17 protein-coding genes are annotated in these 17,640 nt (G+C 62.3%); 1 reads left to right on the top strand and 16 read right to left on the bottom strand.

Translation table 11 applies throughout. The features are described from left to right. Positions 1-4: 4 nt before the first annotated feature. The 3 genes from gtdA to BMW49_RS19670 form a co-directional block, all read right to left on the bottom strand. The gene (gene gtdA, locus BMW49_RS19680) at positions 5-1,054 is read right to left on the bottom strand and encodes a gentisate 1,2-dioxygenase (protein ID WP_069519465.1); all 1,050 of its coding nucleotides are present in this window, start codon (positions 1,052-1,054) and stop codon (positions 5-7) included. A gap of 23 nt (positions 1,055-1,077) precedes the next feature. After that, complete coding sequence (locus tag BMW49_RS19675) at positions 1,078-2,025, bottom strand: PDR/VanB family oxidoreductase (RefSeq protein WP_069519464.1); 948 nt, start codon at positions 2,023-2,025, stop codon at positions 1,078-1,080. A gap of 64 nt (positions 2,026-2,089) precedes the next feature. Next, entirely contained in the window at positions 2,090-3,175 is a 1,086-nt protein-coding gene (locus BMW49_RS19670; RefSeq protein WP_069519463.1) for an aromatic ring-hydroxylating dioxygenase subunit alpha, read from the bottom strand. Between the two features lie 275 nt (positions 3,176-3,450). Here BMW49_RS19670 and BMW49_RS19665 point away from each other — a divergent pair, with 275 nt between their 5' ends. After that, positions 3,451-3,987: a MarR family winged helix-turn-helix transcriptional regulator gene (locus BMW49_RS19665; RefSeq protein ID WP_083251762.1), complete on the top strand. Its 537-nt coding sequence runs from the start codon at positions 3,451-3,453 to the stop codon at positions 3,985-3,987. 7 nt (positions 3,988-3,994) lie between these two features. On the opposite strand, the gene leuD is transcribed toward BMW49_RS19665, so the two are convergent. The 13 genes from leuD to BMW49_RS19600 all read right to left on the bottom strand — a co-directional run. Beyond that, entirely contained in the window at positions 3,995-4,558 is a 564-nt protein-coding gene (gene leuD / locus BMW49_RS19660; RefSeq protein WP_069519461.1) for a 3-isopropylmalate dehydratase small subunit, read from the bottom strand. Further along, positions 4,551-5,951 carry a 3-isopropylmalate dehydratase large subunit gene (leuC, locus tag BMW49_RS19655; protein WP_069519460.1) on the bottom strand — a complete coding sequence of 467 codons (1,401 nt, stop codon included), beginning with the start codon at positions 5,949-5,951 and terminating at the stop codon, positions 4,551-4,553. Before leuC ends, leuD begins: the two co-directional genes overlap by 8 nt. Positions 5,952-6,038: 87 nt before the next feature. After that, positions 6,039-7,148: an alcohol dehydrogenase catalytic domain-containing protein gene (locus tag BMW49_RS19650; protein ID WP_170829056.1), complete on the bottom strand. Its 1,110-nt coding sequence runs from the start codon at positions 7,146-7,148 to the stop codon at positions 6,039-6,041. Positions 7,149-7,190: 42 nt separating this feature from the next. After that, positions 7,191-8,129 (bottom strand): SphA family protein, encoded by a 939-nt coding sequence (locus tag BMW49_RS19645; protein ID WP_069519459.1) that lies wholly within the window; start codon positions 8,127-8,129, stop codon positions 7,191-7,193. Between the two features lie 428 nt (positions 8,130-8,557). Next, a complete protein-coding gene (locus tag BMW49_RS19640; RefSeq protein WP_069519458.1) occupies positions 8,558-9,148 on the bottom strand; it encodes a cupin domain-containing protein in 591 nt (196 codons plus the stop codon). After that, positions 9,145-10,254, bottom strand: coding sequence for an alcohol dehydrogenase catalytic domain-containing protein (locus tag BMW49_RS19635; RefSeq protein ID WP_069519457.1), 1,110 nt, complete (start codon positions 10,252-10,254; stop codon positions 9,145-9,147). Before BMW49_RS19635 ends, BMW49_RS19640 begins: the two co-directional genes overlap by 4 nt. Before the next feature lie 557 nt (positions 10,255-10,811). After that, on the bottom strand, positions 10,812-11,717 hold the full coding sequence (locus BMW49_RS19630) for a LysR family transcriptional regulator (RefSeq protein ID WP_069519456.1): 906 nt from the start codon (positions 11,715-11,717) through the stop codon (positions 10,812-10,814). An 87-nt stretch (positions 11,718-11,804) separates the two neighbouring features. After that, on the bottom strand, positions 11,805-12,341 hold the full coding sequence (locus tag BMW49_RS19625; RefSeq protein ID WP_069519455.1) for a 2,4'-dihydroxyacetophenone dioxygenase family protein: 537 nt from the start codon (positions 12,339-12,341) through the stop codon (positions 11,805-11,807). Between the two features lie 254 nt (positions 12,342-12,595). Next, positions 12,596-13,558, bottom strand: a complete 963-nt coding sequence (locus BMW49_RS19620; RefSeq protein WP_069519454.1) for a cyclase family protein — start codon at positions 13,556-13,558, stop codon at positions 12,596-12,598. Positions 13,559-13,616: 58 nt separating this feature from the next. Further along, positions 13,617-14,720, bottom strand: a complete 1,104-nt coding sequence (locus tag BMW49_RS19615) for a glycerol dehydrogenase (protein WP_244168379.1) — start codon at positions 14,718-14,720, stop codon at positions 13,617-13,619. A 65-nt stretch (positions 14,721-14,785) separates the two neighbouring features. Then, a complete protein-coding gene (locus tag BMW49_RS19610; protein ID WP_069519452.1) occupies positions 14,786-15,556 on the bottom strand; it encodes an SDR family oxidoreductase in 771 nt (256 codons plus the stop codon). Between the two features lie 90 nt (positions 15,557-15,646). Beyond that, positions 15,647-16,867, bottom strand: a complete 1,221-nt coding sequence (locus BMW49_RS19605; RefSeq protein ID WP_069519451.1) for an alpha/beta fold hydrolase — start codon at positions 16,865-16,867, stop codon at positions 15,647-15,649. A 101-nt stretch (positions 16,868-16,968) separates the two neighbouring features. After that, positions 16,969-17,640: MFS transporter (locus BMW49_RS19600; protein ID WP_139205709.1), on the bottom strand; the 672-nt coding region annotated here is incomplete at its 5' end.

Here is a 17,640-nt window from a genome sequence, read left to right as displayed (position 1 = left end):
GCCCTCAGCCTTTGTGCTCGCGCCACAGGCCCAGCTTTTCGTGCACGGGGCGGTCGGAATAAAGGAAGAACACCGCGTCTTCACTGGCGCTCAGGGTGTAGGGGGTCCAGGCCGGCAGGGCCAGTACATCCTTGGCCGTGAGCGTGAACGTCTGTTGCCCAACGCAGGCGCTGAGGCGCCCTTCCACCAGCACCAATACGGCGCCATCGGTGGAGCGGTAGGGCTGGCTGGTAAAGCCGGCCGGCAGCAAGCGCATGCTGGTGGCGATGGTGGGGATCGCCCAGTCGCCGGTGGTCGGGTTGACGTAGCGCAGGGCGTAGCCGTGGTGCGGGTCTGGCTCACCACTGAGGGTCAGGCGATGCAGCGCCTCACGGGTGCGCGCATAGGGGTAGTTGAAAATCGGTGAGGTCGCCCGGGGCTTGCTGTCCAGGGGTAGCAAGCCGGCGCCATACCGGGCGTCCGAGTCGCCTTCGGGGCGGGTGATGAGCTGCGCCATTTCGTCGTGCTCTTCACGGAAACCGGTGCCGAGAAAGCGCACCAGCGGCACGTCCAGGCCATCCATCCAGACCACCGGGCCGTCTGCGGCGCTGCCATGGTCGTGCCATGTCCAGGCGGGGGTAATGATGAAGTCACCGGGGTGCATGGTGGTGCGCTCGCCGTCCACGGCGGTGTAGGCGCCCGTGCCCTCGATGACGAAGCGCAAGGCCGACTGCGAGTGGCGGTGCGCGGGGGCAACTTCACCCGGCAGAATCAGTTGCAGGCCAGCGTAGAGGGTGTCGGTGATTTGCGAGACACCCGGCAAGCCTGGGTTTTCCAGCACCAGCACGCGGCGTTCGGCTTCTTCGGCGCTGATCAGCGCGCCGGCTTCCAGCAAACGCGGGCGGACCTTGGCGTAGGCCCATGCATAGGGCTGCGCTTTGGGGCGTGGCTCGCTGGGCACCAGGCCTTTGAGTGACACCCATAGTGGCCCGAGGCTTTCGCTCTTGAGAGTGCGATAGAAGTCATCGCGCCTGCTTTGCTCGGTAGCGGGAACAGCGGCTTGAACCTGACTCATGATTGTTCTCCTGACACTGCGGTTTAGGGCAACTCGACGGTGATACTGCCAACCACGCGCGACACGCAGGCGCAGAGGTGCTGGCCTTCCTGCTTCTGGCGCTCACTGAAAAACACATCGCGGTGGTCAAGCTCGCCATCGAGCGCCAGCACCTCGACCGCGCACAGGCCGCACTCGCCTCGTCGGCAGCTATAGAGCGGCTCCGCGCCGGCTTCATCGAGGGCATCGAGCAGCGAACGGTTGGCCGGCACCATGAAGTCCAGCCCGCGCGCAGGCACCTGCACGCGAAAGGATTGCGCAGGGATCACACCGGCCCCGCCGAAGGTCTCAAAGCGCAGCCGCGCAGCCGCGCGCTGTTGCGCGCGCCACAGGCTACGAACGGCGTCCATCATGGGCACCGGCCCGCACATGTAGACCTCGCCGGCACTGGAGAGCGGCGCCAGTAGGGCGTGCAGGTCAATCACGCCGCGCTCCTCGTCCGCCCAGACCAGCAACTGCTCGGCAAACTCCTCGCTCAGGCTGTCGAGAAACGGCATGGCAGCGCGCGAGCGGCCCAGGTAGGCAAAGCACAACGGGATGTTCAGCGCCTTCAGTTGCCGGGCCATGCCAATGAGCGGCGTCACGCCGATGCCACCGGCAATCAGCAGCACTTCTTCGGCGTCCAGCCCCAGGGTGAAGTGGTTGCTGGGCAGGGTGGCTTCGAGCCGGTCGCCGGCCTGCAACTGGTGCATATACAGCGAGCCGCCACGGCTCTGCGGCAAGCGCCGCACGGCGATCACCAGACGCCGGGGCGCACTGTGCTCAACCACGGAATAGGAGCGGATTTCGCTGCGCCCGCCGACGTAGATTTTGAGGTCCAGATGACTGCCCGGATCGAAGACAGGCAGGCTGACCGGGAACTCGATCTCGATACGCCGCACGTCCTCGCACAGGGGCACAACGGCGGTAATGGATGCGTCATGAAAGTGCATGGTTTAGAACTCGACAAAAGGTGAAAGTCGAACAGCCGACAGGCGCTGGTGCGGGCTACAGGCCTTAGCCTGCGGCCTGGCGCAGGATCAGCTTGGCGGTATCCGGCTGGGCGATTTCCGCCGCGATCTGGCGATCAATCAGGCGACGGGCCCACATCGCCCCGCCGTCGATATTGAGGAAGTAGAATTCGCGGTCCGGGTACTGCTCAACGGCCTTTTGCTGCAGTTCGAGTACGCTCTTGTCCTCGCCGAAAATACGCCGCGCCGCCTCGCGCCATTCGGTGGTAAGGCGCTGGTCCGCCAGCTTGTAGTTACGCAGGAAGGCCCAGAAATAGCGGCAGCTCGTGGCATTGACCGGGGTGGCTGAGTGGATGACGAAACCGCTCAGGCCGGCGCTGCGGTCCCCCTCTGGCGCACCCGTGCCGGTAGGTGCCACGCCGACATCAATGGTCACGGTGGCGGCGCTGTGGAAGGTGATCATCTGCCAGCGATCCACGTTGCCCGGCTTGCCGAGCTGCTTCTTGAAGAAGGGCGGCGGATCAATGTCCAGCATCCAGCGTGTCAGGAAGACGTTGTCGTCGGTATGCCGCACGGTGAAGGGCGCCTCGGCCACCGCATCGTTACCAATGCTGGAGCCGTGTACGTAGGTTTCGTGGGTCAGGTCCATGAGGTTGTCGACCAACAACCGGTAGTCGCAGGCAAGGTCGGTGATGCCGCCATCACCGGACCACTGCGGGTGATGATTCTGGAATACGTCGGGGATCAGGTCAGGGTCCGCCTTGGCGGCCTCCCCCATCCATATCCAGACGAAGCGATGACGCTCGACCAAGGGATAGGTCTTGACGCAGGCCGAGGGGTTGAGTGTTTCCTGAGAGGGCATGTGGGTGCAGCGCCCCTGCGGGTTGAACACCAGGCCATGGTAGCCACAGCGCACCTCGTCGTTGACCAGCGAGCCGGCAGACAACGGCAGGAGGCGATGCCAGCAGGCATCTTCCAGGGCCACCGGCGTGCCATCCTTGCAGCGGTAGAGCACAACCGGCTGGTCGCAGATCTTGCGCGCCAACAGCTTGTGCTCCAACTCATAGTCCCAGGCAGCGACATACCAACTGTTCATGGGAAAGGTGCGATCGGTCGCAGGGCTTAGGTTCATGAGGGGCTCCGTTCACAGTATTTTTCTTATCATTGATAAGTATCCTAGATTTCTAGTTTCATGCTGTCAAGCGCTCCGGTATCGTGATTAGGCTTTTCCATGGCGCCCTCCCGCGTGATGGGCAGGGGCTATGCCAGCGCGTATGCTGTGGGCACTTACGACCGCGTTTAAGGTCGTTGAGGCGTATCGCGCAGCACACACTTGTGGGGACTAGGTCGCGTCAGTTCGCCCAGACGAGTAACCGCGACGGCTAAGAAAAAAGAGAGAAATACGACGTGAAACGAGTAAGTAAAACGGTGCGCCGCCCGCGCTCGATTGCCGCTGATGAACCCAATGCAGCTCCAGCGGAGGAATGCGATCTGTCAGTGCTGACGGATACTTTTGGCTTTTTGATCCGCGCCTGCCAGGTGCAGGCCTTTCGTGGTTTTTACGAGATACTGGGCGAGACCGGGCTGACCCCCGGCAGCTACGCGACCCTGGCGCTGATCGGCGCCAACCCAGGCGTGCGCCAGGGTTTCGTGGCCTCGCTGCTGGCTTTTCGCGAACCCAACATGGTTCGCCTGGTCAAGGAGTTGACCGCTGCCGGCCTGATCATCGGCCAGCGCCTGCCCCACGACCGCCGCGCCACCGGCCTGGCGCTGACGGAGAAAGGCGAGAGCTTCATGGCGAGCATTCAGGAGCGCGTGGTTGAACTCGAAAACAGCTACACCGAAGGGTTCACCCCTGTCGAACGCGACATGCTGATGGCGCTGCTTAAAAAGATGTTCCGCCAAGGCTCGCGGCGCAGTGAGCTGTTCGATTTCCATGACTAGCTGAGGGCTAACGGCCCTCCTCGTAGGCATTCACCTGCTGGTTTTTCTGCAGCAGGTAGTCCAACCGGTCAATGCCGCGCAGCAGGCAGTAGCGCGCGAAAGGATCAATGGCAAAGGTTTCGACCGCGCCGCTGTCGTCGCTCAAGGTTTGCGCCTGCAGGTCCAGGGTGAGGCGCGCATCTCTCTGGCTGACCAGGCGGGCGTACAAACCTGTCGAGATTTCCAGCGCAAGCAGGCCGTTATTGAGTGCGTTGCTGCGGAAAATATCGGCAATCCGTGGCGCCAGCACCGCCTCAAAGCCAAAGTCACGAATCGCCCACACAGCATGCTCGCGCGATGAGCCGCAACCAAAATTATGGCCACCCAGCAAAATTCGCTGCTGCTCGGGCCAGGCGGTGTCCAGGGGGTGTTGCCCGAGGTTGATATTGCGGGCATCGGCGAACAAAGCTTGCGCCAGCCCCGCGCTGCTCAGGGTGGTCATAAAGCGCGCTGGCACTATTTGATCGGTGTCGATGTTGTCTTGATCGAGCACAACGAGGCCGCTGCTCAGGCGCACAAAGGGCTTAGCCATGGCGGTGTACCTCGCGGTGGTCAGCAATCGCCCCCATTAATGCGCAGGCCGCCGCCGTCTCCGGGCTGGCCAGCACGGTGCGCGAGCCAGGGCCTTGGCGCCCGACAAAGTTGCGGTTGGAGGTGGAGACCACCCGCTGACCGGGCGGCACCAGGTCGCCGTTCATCCCCAGGCACATGGAGCAGCCGGAGAGGCGCCACTCGCCGCCGGCCTCGATAAAGATGCGGTCCAGGCCCTCTGCCTCGGCTTGGGCGCGCACGGCTTGCGAACCAGGCACGACCAGCAAGGTGACGGTCGGGGCGATTTTTCGGCCACGCAAGATGTGCGCGGCAGCCCGCAGATCGACCAACCGCCCGTTGGTGCAACTGCCGATAAACACCACATCAATCGGTATGCCCAGCAGGGCCTGGCCCGGACGCAATTGCATGTACTGCAGCGCCTGTTCGTGGACGCTATCGCCGCTGTGTGCCGGGATCACGCCCTGCACAGAAATGGCGGTATCGGGCGTGGTGCCCCAGGTGATCATCGGCGCGACGGTGCTCGCATCAATCTGCACTTCCCGGTCAAACAGTGCTCCGGCATCCGTGGCCAGGCTGAGCCACCCCGCCACTCGCGCCTCGAAATCTGCGGGCAGCGCCGGGCGACCGCGCAGCCAGTCAAGCGTGACCTGGTCGGGCGCGATCATCCCGGCGCGCGCGCCGCATTCGATGGTCATATTGCACAGGGTCATCCGCCCTTCCATGGTCAGGTTGCGCACGGCCTCGCCGGCATACTCAATCACGTAGCCGGTGCCCCCGGCCGCGCCAAGCTCGGTGATCACGGTCAAGGCGAGGTCCTTGGCCGTGACACCGGGGCGCAGCGACCCCTCGATGTTGACCCGCAGGGTTTTGGCCTCCGTCTGCAGCAAACACTGGGTCGCCAGGACATGCGCCACTTCGGAGGTGCCGATACCAAACGCCAGCGCGCCAAAGGCGCCATGGGTGGAGGTATGGCTATCGCCGCAGACAATCGTCATGCCTGGCAGGGTGTAGCCCAACTCCGGTCCCACCACATGGACGATGCCGCGACGCGGGTCCTCCCATCCCAAAAAATCAATGCCATGCCGCGCGGCGTTTAGCGCCAGCATCTCGACCTGTTCACGCGCCTGCACCGACACATAGGCCCGCTGCCCGTCGGGGCTGGCCGGCAGCGTTGGCGTGGCATGGTCGATCATCGCGAGCGCTTGCCGGGGCCTTGCCACATTCAGCCCGCGGGCGTGCAGCTGGGCGAACGCTTGCGGGGAGGTGACTTCGTTAAGCAGGTGAAAATCGACATACAGCACGGCCGGGCAATCGGCAGTTTGCGGCTCAACCAGGTGGCGGCTGAAGACTTTGTGAAACATCGTGGAGGCCATTGTTCATTCCTCACGCAGCAGCCCTGCTGGCCAAGACGCGCCCAGGCCCTGCCCATCACAGGGCCAGGGCGCCGGTGACGGTGCCGCTCAGGGCATCACTACTATGTTGTTGAAACCGCCATGGTCACGGTGCTGCGCGGCGTCCAGGGCCTGGTTGACCTCATCCAACCCGAAACGCTGGTGGCGCAGTGTCGAGAGATCCAGGGTGCCGGCCTTGATCATTTTGGCCATGTCCTCGCCTTGCGCGGTGGTGAACCAGACCGACCCCTGGTAGGCAATCTGGCTGCACATGATCCAGATGGGATTGATCGGCAGGTCTTTTTCCATGCCGCCAATGGTCACAATCCGCCCGCAGCGACTGACCGAGTGCATGGCCGCGAGCGTTGCCTCCACCGGCGCATCGGGGCCTAGCGCTTCAATCATCACATCAGGGCCGTGGCCGTCGGTCTCGGCCTTCGCCCACTCGGTACAGGGGCCGTGCAAGGTTGAATGGGTCACGATGCGTTTGGGGTCGAGCGCTTTTAGCTCGGCCAGCAGTTTTTCATTGCGCGCGACCGCAAGAATTTTCGGCACGCCCATGGCCAGGGCCAACAGCGTTGCACCCACACCCAGGGTGCCCGATGCACCATTGATTAAAACGCGGGTATCGGGCCCGACCTGGCCGTGGCGCAGTGCGGCATAGGAGGTGCCTAAATAGCCGAAGCGGCTGGCTTCTTCAAAGCTGACTTCGTCGGGCAAGCTGACGATGCTGGAGGCAGGCGCCACCATGTATTGTGCAAAGCCACCACTGGGGTAACGCTCAAACACCTTGGCCGAGCCTGGGCCAAAGCCAAAATAGCCGGCAAAGGTGAAAGATGAGCAGGCGACCCTGTCGCCACGCCGGCATTTTTCACAGGCGCCGCAGGAGCGAGCCGGGTTGACGTAAACCCGCTGGCCAATGGCCAAGCCATCTACTTGTCGCCCGAGGCCCACAATCTCGCCGGCCGGGTCCAGCCCATAGACGGCGGGAAGCCTGGGCAAGGGCAGAAAAGGGAACCATTCGGGGTAGTGATAAGCCACGTTCTTCAGGTTAGGCACCATCCCGCACGCACGTACGCGCACCAGCACGTCGTTATCGCCAGGGACAGGTATCTCGATCCGATCAACAGTAAACGGCTGGGCAACACTGTGGAGCCGGGCGGCAAGCATGTTTTCCATACGACACCTCTTCGTTTAATTTTTATTTAGCGTGAAGAATGCTCACAGCGGCAGCGCCAGCTCAAACCAGAAGCGATTGCCTGAAGAGCGGTTTTCGACCCCAAACTCTTTCTGGTACTTGACCAGCACAGCCCCTACTCCGGCGATGTCATAGGAGACCTGTGGACCCAAGCCAAACGCTCTGCCGCGATTGCCGCCGGGAATGTCTTGGCCAAACTGCTCATCATCGGTGTATTGCTTCATAGCAAAGCCCTGCACCGCTACTTTCAGCTTAGGCAGCGCAGTCAGTGGGCGATACGCCACATCGAAATCCAGGCTCACGCTCGTACCGGAGCGGTAATCGGTGTCCTCGTTCTTCAGGTTGAACTCGGAATAGAGCGTCGCCGAGAGTTCCCAGCGCGGGGTTGGTAGCCAGGTCACGCTGGCCGTGGGCGCCACGGCCCAGTAGTTGAGCCCGTTATTGGCCAGCCGGTCCTTGTCGTACTTGCCCACCGGCACGTAAATCTCCGGGCCGGCATAGGCGAACAGGGTTCCCGTGGAGTTGACGTAGTTGACGTAGAGCGGCGCCAGAACGGGGTCGCCCATCCCGGTGCTGGTGTCTCTGCGGCCGAACGCCTCAAGCTCGACGCGGGTCATCGGCAGAATGACGCCCGAGGATAAGGAGAACGGCCCGTAGGTGTCCTTCCACGTATGCACGATGCGGGGCACCACCGCATACACCTGCGCCTTGAAATCGGCGTCGATGGCATCGCCGTTGCGATCATTCAAACGCGTGCTTTCGTAGTACTGGGTATAGAGGTAGAAGCCGGTTTCGCCTGGGGCAGGCAAGGCGGCATTCATGATGGTGTTTACCCCGATGGGGTAGTGAATTTGCCCGTTCTCTGCAGCCGTCGTCGGCAGCGAGGCCGACAAACCAACCAGCAGTGAGCTAAATGCCAGCAAACCAGAGGTGCTGCTCAACGCATGCAGTCGCAATACCATGGGGTGTCTCCAGATTTTTTGTTTTTGTTATTGGCTCTCAAGGAGCTTTTTTTGCAGACCATCGGTCGCAGCCCTGGCAGGGAGCTATTTCTCCCAACTGGATCACGCCCGCGAGTGGCACGCCCGGTAAGATCGGCCAATCTCGTTATCAACGATAAGTATAAATTAAATATAAATCAACCGGTGATTGGCCTAATTTGTAAGCACGCCGACAGCCTGTCAGGCGCCCCTGCGCGCCGCGTCATCAGGGCGCGCACAGGCATCTGTGCAGGCGTGCGGCCTGGGCAAAATAGAGGGGCGGCGCGCAGGCAAGGCGCAGACGAAACCGGCCAAAAGGTGGCGGGCGTATGAGGGACGAGCGCGGGGTTCAATGCAGAAGTCCGCGCTCGTAAGGGCTCCAGTGCTGGAGCCGCGAGGGCTTTTCTGGCTTAGTCGCGCGCCGTAACCGGCTGGCGATGCACGCCCACCAGCACCACCGATAAGGTGGCGGGTTTGCTGCTTTTGTTGCGCCAGGCATGCCGCGTGCCGTTTTGCACCACGCTGTCGTGCAGCCCCAGGCGGACTTCTTGGGTGTCGGTTTCGAGCCAGACTTCACCATCGAGCACGGTCACGTAATCGACCGTCTCGGTGGTATGAAACCCCGGCGCGGCAGGCTCAAACAGCTCGGCCAGGCCCGGTGCCTGCTGAGCCTGCTCGAGGGCTGCGGCTGCAAAGTCGAACCCTGGCGTGGCAAACAGCGCATCGGGCGGCAGCGTCAGGGTCATGAACACGCTGCCACCTGGGCTTGGGTGCAGCGATGCCAGGCTCGGCACGGGGTCCACAAAGCCTTCGGGCAGCACGGCATCGGCCGTGGTGGCCCAAAGGATGGAGGTGGCCATCCCGGGGATGTGCCGGTAGTAATAGACCCGTGGGCCGAGCTGATTGTCGTGAATGCCAGAACGGCCATCCGCGCCTATTACCGTGACAACCCGCAGCGTGGCGCCGTCGGTGGGTTGAGTGTGCGTTGATGAGGTAGTCATGGTTTCACCACTATGTTGATAAAGCCGCCGCGCTCACGGTGATGGGCCGCATCCAGCGCATGATTGACCTGATCCAGCTCGAAGCACTGCTGCTCCAGGCGCGACAGGTCGAGCGTACCGGACTGGGCCATCACCGCCATGTCCTGCCCTTGTGCCGTGGTGAACCAGGCGGAGCCGATGTAGGAAATCTGATTGACCATAAGCCAGATCGGGCTGATCGGCAGTTCTTTATCCATGCCGCCCACGGTGACAATCCGACCGCCTCGGGATACCGACTGAATGGCCGCCATGGTCGCTTCCGGCGGGGCATCGGGGCCTAATGCCTCGATCACGCAGTCAGGACCAAAACCGTCGGTATTCTCCCTGGCCCAGTCGGTGCAAGGGCCGGCCTTGGTCGAGTAGGTGATGATGCGCTTCGGATCCAGAGCCTTGAGTTCACTCAAGAGCGCCTCGTTGCGGGCCACGGCGAGAATCTTGGGCACGCCCATCGCCAGCGCAAGCAGGGTCGCGCCAACCCCCAGGGTGCCTGTCGCACCATTGATCAGGACACTGGTTTGCGGGCCGGCCTGGGCATGGCACAGCGCCGCATAGGAGGTGCCCAGGTAACCGAAGCGGGAGGCCTGCTCGAACGTCACCTCATCAGGCAGCGTCACGATGGCGGAGGCCGGGGCGATCATGTACTCGGCAAAACCGCCCGACGGGTAGCGCTCGAACACCTGCTTAGAGCCAGGCCCGCAGCCAAAATAGCCGGCCAGGGTGAACGACGAGCAGCTCACGGTATCGCCACGCCGGCACTTGATGCACGCGCCACACGAACGAGCCGGGTTGACGTAAACCCGCTGGCCCGGCTTCAGGCCACCGACATGGCTGCCCACGGCGACAATTTCACCGGCCGGATCGAGGCCATAGATGGCCGGCAGCGGCGGTAACGGCAAGAACGGGAACCACTCGGGGTAGTGGTAGGCAACGTTCTTAAGGTTCGGCACCAGTGCGCAGGCGCGCACCCGTACCAGCACATCATCGTCCCCCGGGGTGGGGACCGGCACACGGTCGACAACGAAGGGGCTGGCCACGTCATGGAGCCGGGCAGCAGACATCATATCCATACTATTTTCCTATTCTTGTTAGTGTTGATGGCAATTAGAACGGAACAGTAACCTCGAACCACAGCCGGCGACCGGCGCTCTACACAAGGGTTTCGGTGATACCTGCACAGCCAGCGCGCACCTGGCCGCGTGCATTCAGCATTCACGCGGCAGAAGCTCCCGTGAGCGAACCTCCCGCAACGCGCAGTGGTCGTGCCTGCACAGGGCCTTATATTTATCAAAGATAAGTATCTTGTAAACCAATATTATTGGTTTCTCATTGCCCTCCCTGACGTGCCGTTACCTGAAGGCGCGCCAAGCCCACGTCAAGGCGTCAGCAAAACAATGCCTTGGTAGGCGCGAATCTATTCGTGAATAACGTTGCGCAGCGCAACCTGGGCAGAAGAGTCCCCAGCCGCTACAGCAGGGTCAAAGCCTATGGCTTAGCCGCAGCAGATGCACGGGCCAGGGCGGCGCCGCGCGGGGAACGGGGGATGGTAGGCGCCGCGCAGTGGCGCTTAGAAATGCCGCGCGTATGCGGGCTAAGAGAGCTTGGCGGTGGAGAAACCAGCTAGGCGCTAGTTCAACTTCCAGGGATGCTGCCGCCATTTTTCCTGAAAGAATTCGATAAACACCCGAATCCGTGGGCTCAGGTGTTTGCGGTCTGAATACAGCAGATAGACCGGTTCAACGACCCCGGTAGTGAACGCCTCAAGCAGCGGCACCAGGGTGCCGGCCTTGATGTCCAGGCCAATATGAAAGTCCGCCAGCTTGACGATGCCGGCCCCGGAAAGCGCCATGTCGCGCAGCAAATCGCCCTGGGTGAACGACGCCCTGGCGGTGATGGGCACCGAGATCCCCTCGCCTTCCTGCAAGAACGACCACTTGTTCCACGGGCTGACAAAGCTGAAATTAAAGCAGCGATGCTGCAGCAGGTCCGCCGGCACCGCGGGGGTGCCATGCTCGGCCAGGTACTGTGGCGACGCGCAGATCAGCCACTGCGTCTCGCCGATACGCTTGGCGATGCGCGACGAGCTGGGCAACACGCCGCTGTGGATGGCGATATCCAGCCCTTGCTCGAAGTGATCGACGAATTGCGCGCCCAGTTGTATTTCCACATCCAGCGCCGGGTACAGGTCCATAAACTCGGGCAACCAGGGCACGATCTGGTGTTTGGCGAACGAGGTCATGGTGTGCAGCCGCAGCGTGCCGCTGACCCTGGACGGTAACGCCTCGGCCAGCGAATCGGCCTCATTCATTGCATCCACCACGGCCTTGGCACTGCGCAGGTAGGCCGCGCCTTCTTCGGTCAGGGTGAGCACCCGGGAGCCGCGCTGGAACAAGCGCACCTGCAGCCGATTCTCCAGCCGGGTAATCAGCTTGCTCACGGCTGATGGCGTCATCTTGTGCACCCGGGCAGCGGCCGAAAAACTGCCACATTCCGTGGACCAGATAAACGCGAGTAATTGTGAGTAATTGTCCATGCATCGTCCTGCGTAATGGTCGCGACGCGGTGCCGAAGTGGGCGCTGAAAAAAACGCGCCGGAGCGCGTTTTTTCAGACCGTCCGGTTTACCGGATGAACTGCTCGATGTAGTCATCCGGCAGGCCCAGGGTCTTGTAGTGGGCACGGGCGGTTTCGAGCTTGGTGAACACGTCCTCATAGCCTACCGCGACACCCTGGGGGTCGACGTAAGTGTAGCCACCTTGCACATGGAACCAGGTGATCATTTCTTCGACGTCTTCGGGCACGAACAGCGTGTGGGTTTCGCCCGGCGGCTCGTAGGCGAACGAGCCCTCTTCAGCGACCCAATCGTGCTCCAGGTAATACCAGCGGCCTTTGAGCACGATGGCGTGGACACCACCGGTGTGCCGATGACGCGACAGTACACCGGCCTGGCGCACGCGCAGCAGGTTGATGTAGTAGCCGCCGGTGGTGCTGAGCAGCAGGGGCTTGAACGACACGGATTTGGTTACCGGCACCCACAGGTTGTCATCTTCCAGCCAGGTGGTCATTACACCGGGGTGAACCATGTCGGGGGTCATGTACGGGACTTGCGGCAATTGGTAGGGAATCGCCAGTTCATCAGGCTTAACAGGAGTGTTCACGTTGAGTCCTCTTCAGTTGGTTTTCTCGCAATCGCTGCACGGGCTCTGCATGGCGATTACGGCTGATTCAGAGGTTATGGCAGCGATCTGGCCGTGAAAATAGCGCCAAGAGCACACCACCTATGACGCCAGAGCACAGAAGGAACAATGCACCGACACACACCTCAACTCACAGGATCAGATAGACCCCGGGAGTGCGTTCTACAGGCGAGCTAAAGCGTTGGGGCTCTACAGAGCCCCAGCTGACAGCCGCGTTACTTGATGACGATAGGGTTGACCGGTGCGCCAGTCCCGCCGACCACTTTCAGGGGCGCTGCGGTGTAGAGGAAGGTCCACTGATTATCAGCGGCGCAGTCCTCGGCCAGCGGGTCGAGCAGCGCGATCTCGGTGAGCGTGATGCCCAGGTTGCGCATCAGCGCATTGTGCAGCGGCAAGGCCACGCCCGAGACCGGGTCCACGGTCACTTCGTTGGCGATGGTGTCGGTCACGATGTTGGGGATTTCCATCTCCTGGAACCACTGGACCAGCTCAGGGCTGTAAGTCAGCCCAGGCTCGATAAAGTCTTTGTAAAACTCCTCGGACTCGCGGTGGTAGAAGGAGCCGATCCAGCCGGTGCGGATAATCAGGATATCGCGCTTGTTGATGGTCACGCCCTGGGCTTTGGCGGCGTTCATCAGGTCCAGGTGGTTGAAGGTTTCGCCGGGGTCGAGCACAGCCTTGCCGCGGTAACGCGCCATATCGATAAGAATGCCGCGCCCCACCACGCCGCGCTCACCAATCGGCGCGACGCTGGCCTTGGCCAGGGAGCCTATGGTGGTGTCGGCGTCATAGCCGTTCCAGATCTGATCGTCATACCAGACGTGGCCCAGGGCGTCGTACTGCGTCGAGCCTTGGAGGTGGAAAAACATCACGTCATCGGCGTATTCATAAGAGCCGGGAAAGTGCGGGCCTTTGCCGCAGTTGTAGTGGCCACGGTCCATGATGTTCATGCGTCGGGCCTGGGAGCGACCCGGCCAAACCGGGTCGCCTTTGGGGTCACCGATACGCACCTGCAGGGTGAAGGTCTTGCCTTGCTTAACCTCGGCAATGCCCTGCAGCACTTCAACACCTGTCAGGTAATTGAGCGCGCCCACTTCGTCATCGGGGCCCCATTTGCCCCAGTTTTTCGGCGAGTCTTTGAGCAGGTCGTGGACGTGGGGAACGGTTTTCTCGGTCATTTTATTGATCTCACTCTTGTAGTTATTTGCAGCACCCAGGCTGGCGGTTAATGCCGCATCACACAGCGGCAGGCTTGGTACTCTTGAGCCCGGCACCGAGGTGGTCGGCGGCCGCCAAGCCACGGACCAGACGCTCGTAGGTCAACGCCGGTTGCATGTTCTTGGCATAGGCGGCCGACAAGGTTGCGCCGACCAAGGTGTCGAGTTCGGCGGCGCTCAGCGGCTGGGTCTGGCCCAGCTCAGCGAGGGTGACGGGCAGCTTCACGGCCTGCAGCAGGTGCGCGACCCGACTGATTTCCGCGACTGGCCGCTCCTCGACAGCCATTTGCACCAGGGTGCCGAACGCAACCAGCTCGCCATGCAGCATTGCGGCCATGGTCGGGATCGAGGTCAGGCCACGAACCAGCGCGTGGGACAGCGACAGGCCGCCACTTTCAAAGCCCACCCCACTGATCAGCACCGTGCCTTCCACCACCCGCTCGACATCGTCATTGACCTCGTTACGGCACACCGCCTGGTAGGCGGCGACGCCGTATTGCATCAGGGTGTCGAAGACCATGTCGGTCAGCATCAGCGCGGTGTGCAGGGCCGGCGTGCCGAAGGAGTTGTTGCCGCCCGCCGCGTGGCACTGGTGGGCCTCGAACTTCTTGCTGATGGCATCGCCAATGCCGGCGGCGAAGAAACGCGCCGGCGCCTGGGCGATCACCTGAGTGTCGACGATGACCGCCGAGGGGTTCATCTTCAGGTACTCCACCCCAACCACCTTGTGGCTCTCGTCATACAGCACGATCAGCCGACTGGTGGGCGCATCGCTTGAGGCGATGGTGGGGCAGACGATGATCGGCACCCCAAGATTGACCGACAGGCCCTTGGCGGTATCGATGGTCTTGCCGCCGCCCAGCGCCACGACGGTGTCCGGCGCCAGTGGCTGCGCCTGCTCGGACAACTGCGCAATCGCCGCCCGCGTGCATTCACCGGGGAACACAATGGGCGTGGCCTCGACGCCGTATGCCTGCAGCGCACGGGCGACATCGGGCCACAAATGCTCGGCCACAAACTCATCGCACAACACCAACGGCCGCGACCGGCCCATGTCCGCCAGCACCCTGCCCAACTCTTGCAATGCTCCGGGGCCCTGCTCGTAGCGGCCCGGAAATCCCATTGTTTTAACCATGACTCAGACCCTCTGCACATTGCCTAACCGGTTCACGGCTACGCCTTGACCACTCAGCGCATCAACCAGCCGCCCGCCACATCGACGACCTGGCCGGTAATAAACTCGCTTTCGCTCGACGTCAGAAAGCAGGCAGCACGGGCCACTTCCAGCGGGGTGCCGAGCCGACGCAGTGGCGTGTCATCGACCACCGCCTGATTCGCCTCTGCCGATACCGTCTTGAGCAGCGGCGTCTCGATCCTCCCCGGCGCCAGGGCGTTGGCGGTAATGCCAAACGGTCCCAGCTCGCCGGCCAGGTGGCGGGTAAAGCCGATAATGGCTGCCTTGGTCGCGCTGTAATGGGCCGCCACCAGCGGCAGAAACGCACTGCCGGCCACCGATGACATGTTGACGATACGCCCGAAGCGCCGCTCCACCATGGACGGCGTCAGGATGCGCACCAGGTTGAACGAACCATTGAGGTTGATCGCGACAACACGCTGCCACTCGTCCGGCGTCATCTGCCAGATCGGCGCCGGGGCGCCGTTGTGCTTGGGCGAGATGCCGGCGTTATTGATCAGGGTGTCGATAGGCCCCAGCGCCTGGCTCAGCCGCTCGCAGGCCTGGGCACAACCGGCGTAATCGGCTACGTCGGCATGCGCCCAGCTCACCTTGAAGCCGGCCTCGCGCAACTGCTCGGCCTGCGCCTCGACCTTGGCCGCATCGGCGTCCACCAAGGCCACCGCCGCGCCTTCCCGACAATACTGCTCAGCGATAGCCGCGCCGATACCGCCACCAGCACCGGTGACCAGCACGACGCGCCCGGAATGTCTGGAATCTGTCATGTCATAAACTCATCTATTTACGGGAATCAGTCAGTTGAGCCGCGACGGTGCTGTTCGGCAACCGCGCGGTGATACACCAAGCGGGGCAAGTCAGCCCCGATTTCCGAGCCCGGCTTCATGCAGGAACTCGCGGACCGTCTCACAGAACTCCAGCGGGTTCTCGGTCATCGGATAATGGCCGGTGCCCGCCAGCACGGCGATTTTGCTGCCCGGTATACGTGAGGCGGTTTCCTCGACTTTCTCCTGATAAACCAGCCAGTCGGCATCTCCGCGCAGCAGCATCACCGGCGCCTTGATCTTGCCCACCTGGGTACGCTGATCGAAATTGGCATAACCCGTTAGGTCGCCGCGCATCACCTGCGGTGTGGTGCGCGATATTTGCCAGACCACTTCGCGGGCGCGATCCGGCGGGGTGCGGTATCCGGTCATCGAACGCGACCAGGCGCCGATAATCTCCGTGCCATTCATCAGCAGCATGTCCAGGAAGAACTCGGACACGGTCGGCGTGTAGTCCGCGCCTTCGGCGGAAATGATCGCGCCATAGCCTTCAGGCTTACGCGCACCCAACTCAAGCACCAGGTTGCCGCCCATCGAGCAGCCGATGATGGCCGGGTGCTCAAGACCGAGGGCCTGCATCAAGCGTTCGTTGAACTCGGCATGCCGCGTCAGGCTGTGGAAGGGGCCGGAAGCGGGCAGCTCCGACTTGGAGTGCCCCGGTGCATCGATCGCAATTACGCGAAACTCATCGGACAGCCCGTCGAGCACATGGCGGTACATCAGCGAGTCCTGCGAGGCGGCGTGGAAGCAGACCACCGGATGGCCCTCGCCGGCCTCCTCGTAATACACACGGATGCCATCAACGGTAATGTAATGGCCGGTGGTGGCCTTGCCCGACGGTTTGGGCTCGGGAGACCAGGCAACCGCCTCCTGCTGTTGGCTCTTGCCGACGCGGCTCATTGCGTCGAAGGCCCGCGCCATAACATCGACATGGCGCCAGGCCGCCACCACATTGCCGCGCAACTCGAGCCGGCCGAGGCCCGGCGACAGCGCCTCGAACCAATCGATGCGGCCATCCAGCACACGCTGCCACTCATCATCCGGCCCGACCACGACGATATCTGCGCCCAGGGGGTTGGCTTCGTTCGTGCTGCCCACCACCTTGCCGCCGAGTACGCTCAGGGTCGCCGAACCGCTGTCGTGGTCGAACTGAATCCGCCCCTCGAAATAACGCGCGGCCTGTACCCAGTCGGCATCGCTATTGAGTGTTTCGGCAAACTGCGTCAACCACTGTTGATTGCTCATTACTGACATGGTGTTTCTCCTGATTTTGGCTATCCCATGGGGATTTTTTATAGGTTTCAGGTGTTGCCGAGGGTCTGTTGACGTGGCGTCACAAGCCGCGACGCCGCTCTTCAGGTGGCCATGTTGCAGGACGCTTTGGAGACCAGCGCCCGATCATGTTTGAGGAACCAGCCGGTGGTTTCCCGTGTGAAGAACGCGGTGATCAACGCGGCTATCACCATCAGCCCGGAGATGAAATACAGCGCGTAGTTGTAGCCTGCCGCCTGGTCGAAACCACCACCGGCACCGATAAACAAGCCGATCACCAGCGGGCCGAAGCCACCGGCGTAAATACCCACGTTGACGATCGAACCGGCGATACCCGAAGAGCCAGGCTTGGCCGAGTCAAAAGCAATCGCATACAGCAGCGTGTAGGGCGCGTTCATGGCAAAGCCGGCAAACAGCTGGATGCAGATCAGCCAGGTCAGGCTGACCGAGGAGAACTTGAACAGGTAGATACCGACGGCCAGCCAGGCGAATACCAGGATCAGGCATAACTTGCGGCCCACCCGGTCCGAGATCCAGCCCCAGGCGATCTGGCCAATACCACCGGTGATGGTGAACAGCACCGAATAGGCCGCGGCCTCGGCAAAGTTGTAGCGGGCGACAAACGCCAGGTACTGCGGCAACCAGAAGCTGATGCCGAAATAGCCGACGATGGCCAACATCGACACCAGGGCAATGTTGCTGATGTTCGGGTTGCGGATGGCGGAGCGGAACGCGCCCTCGGGGGCCACCACCGT

It is taken from the genome of Pseudomonas cuatrocienegasensis, assembly GCF_900110925.1.
GTDB lineage: Bacteria > Pseudomonadota > Gammaproteobacteria > Pseudomonadales > Pseudomonadaceae > Aquipseudomonas > Aquipseudomonas cuatrocienegasensis.
The sequence above is the reverse complement of the archived record's forward strand: the minus strand, read 5'-3'. Positions and strand labels throughout refer to the sequence as shown.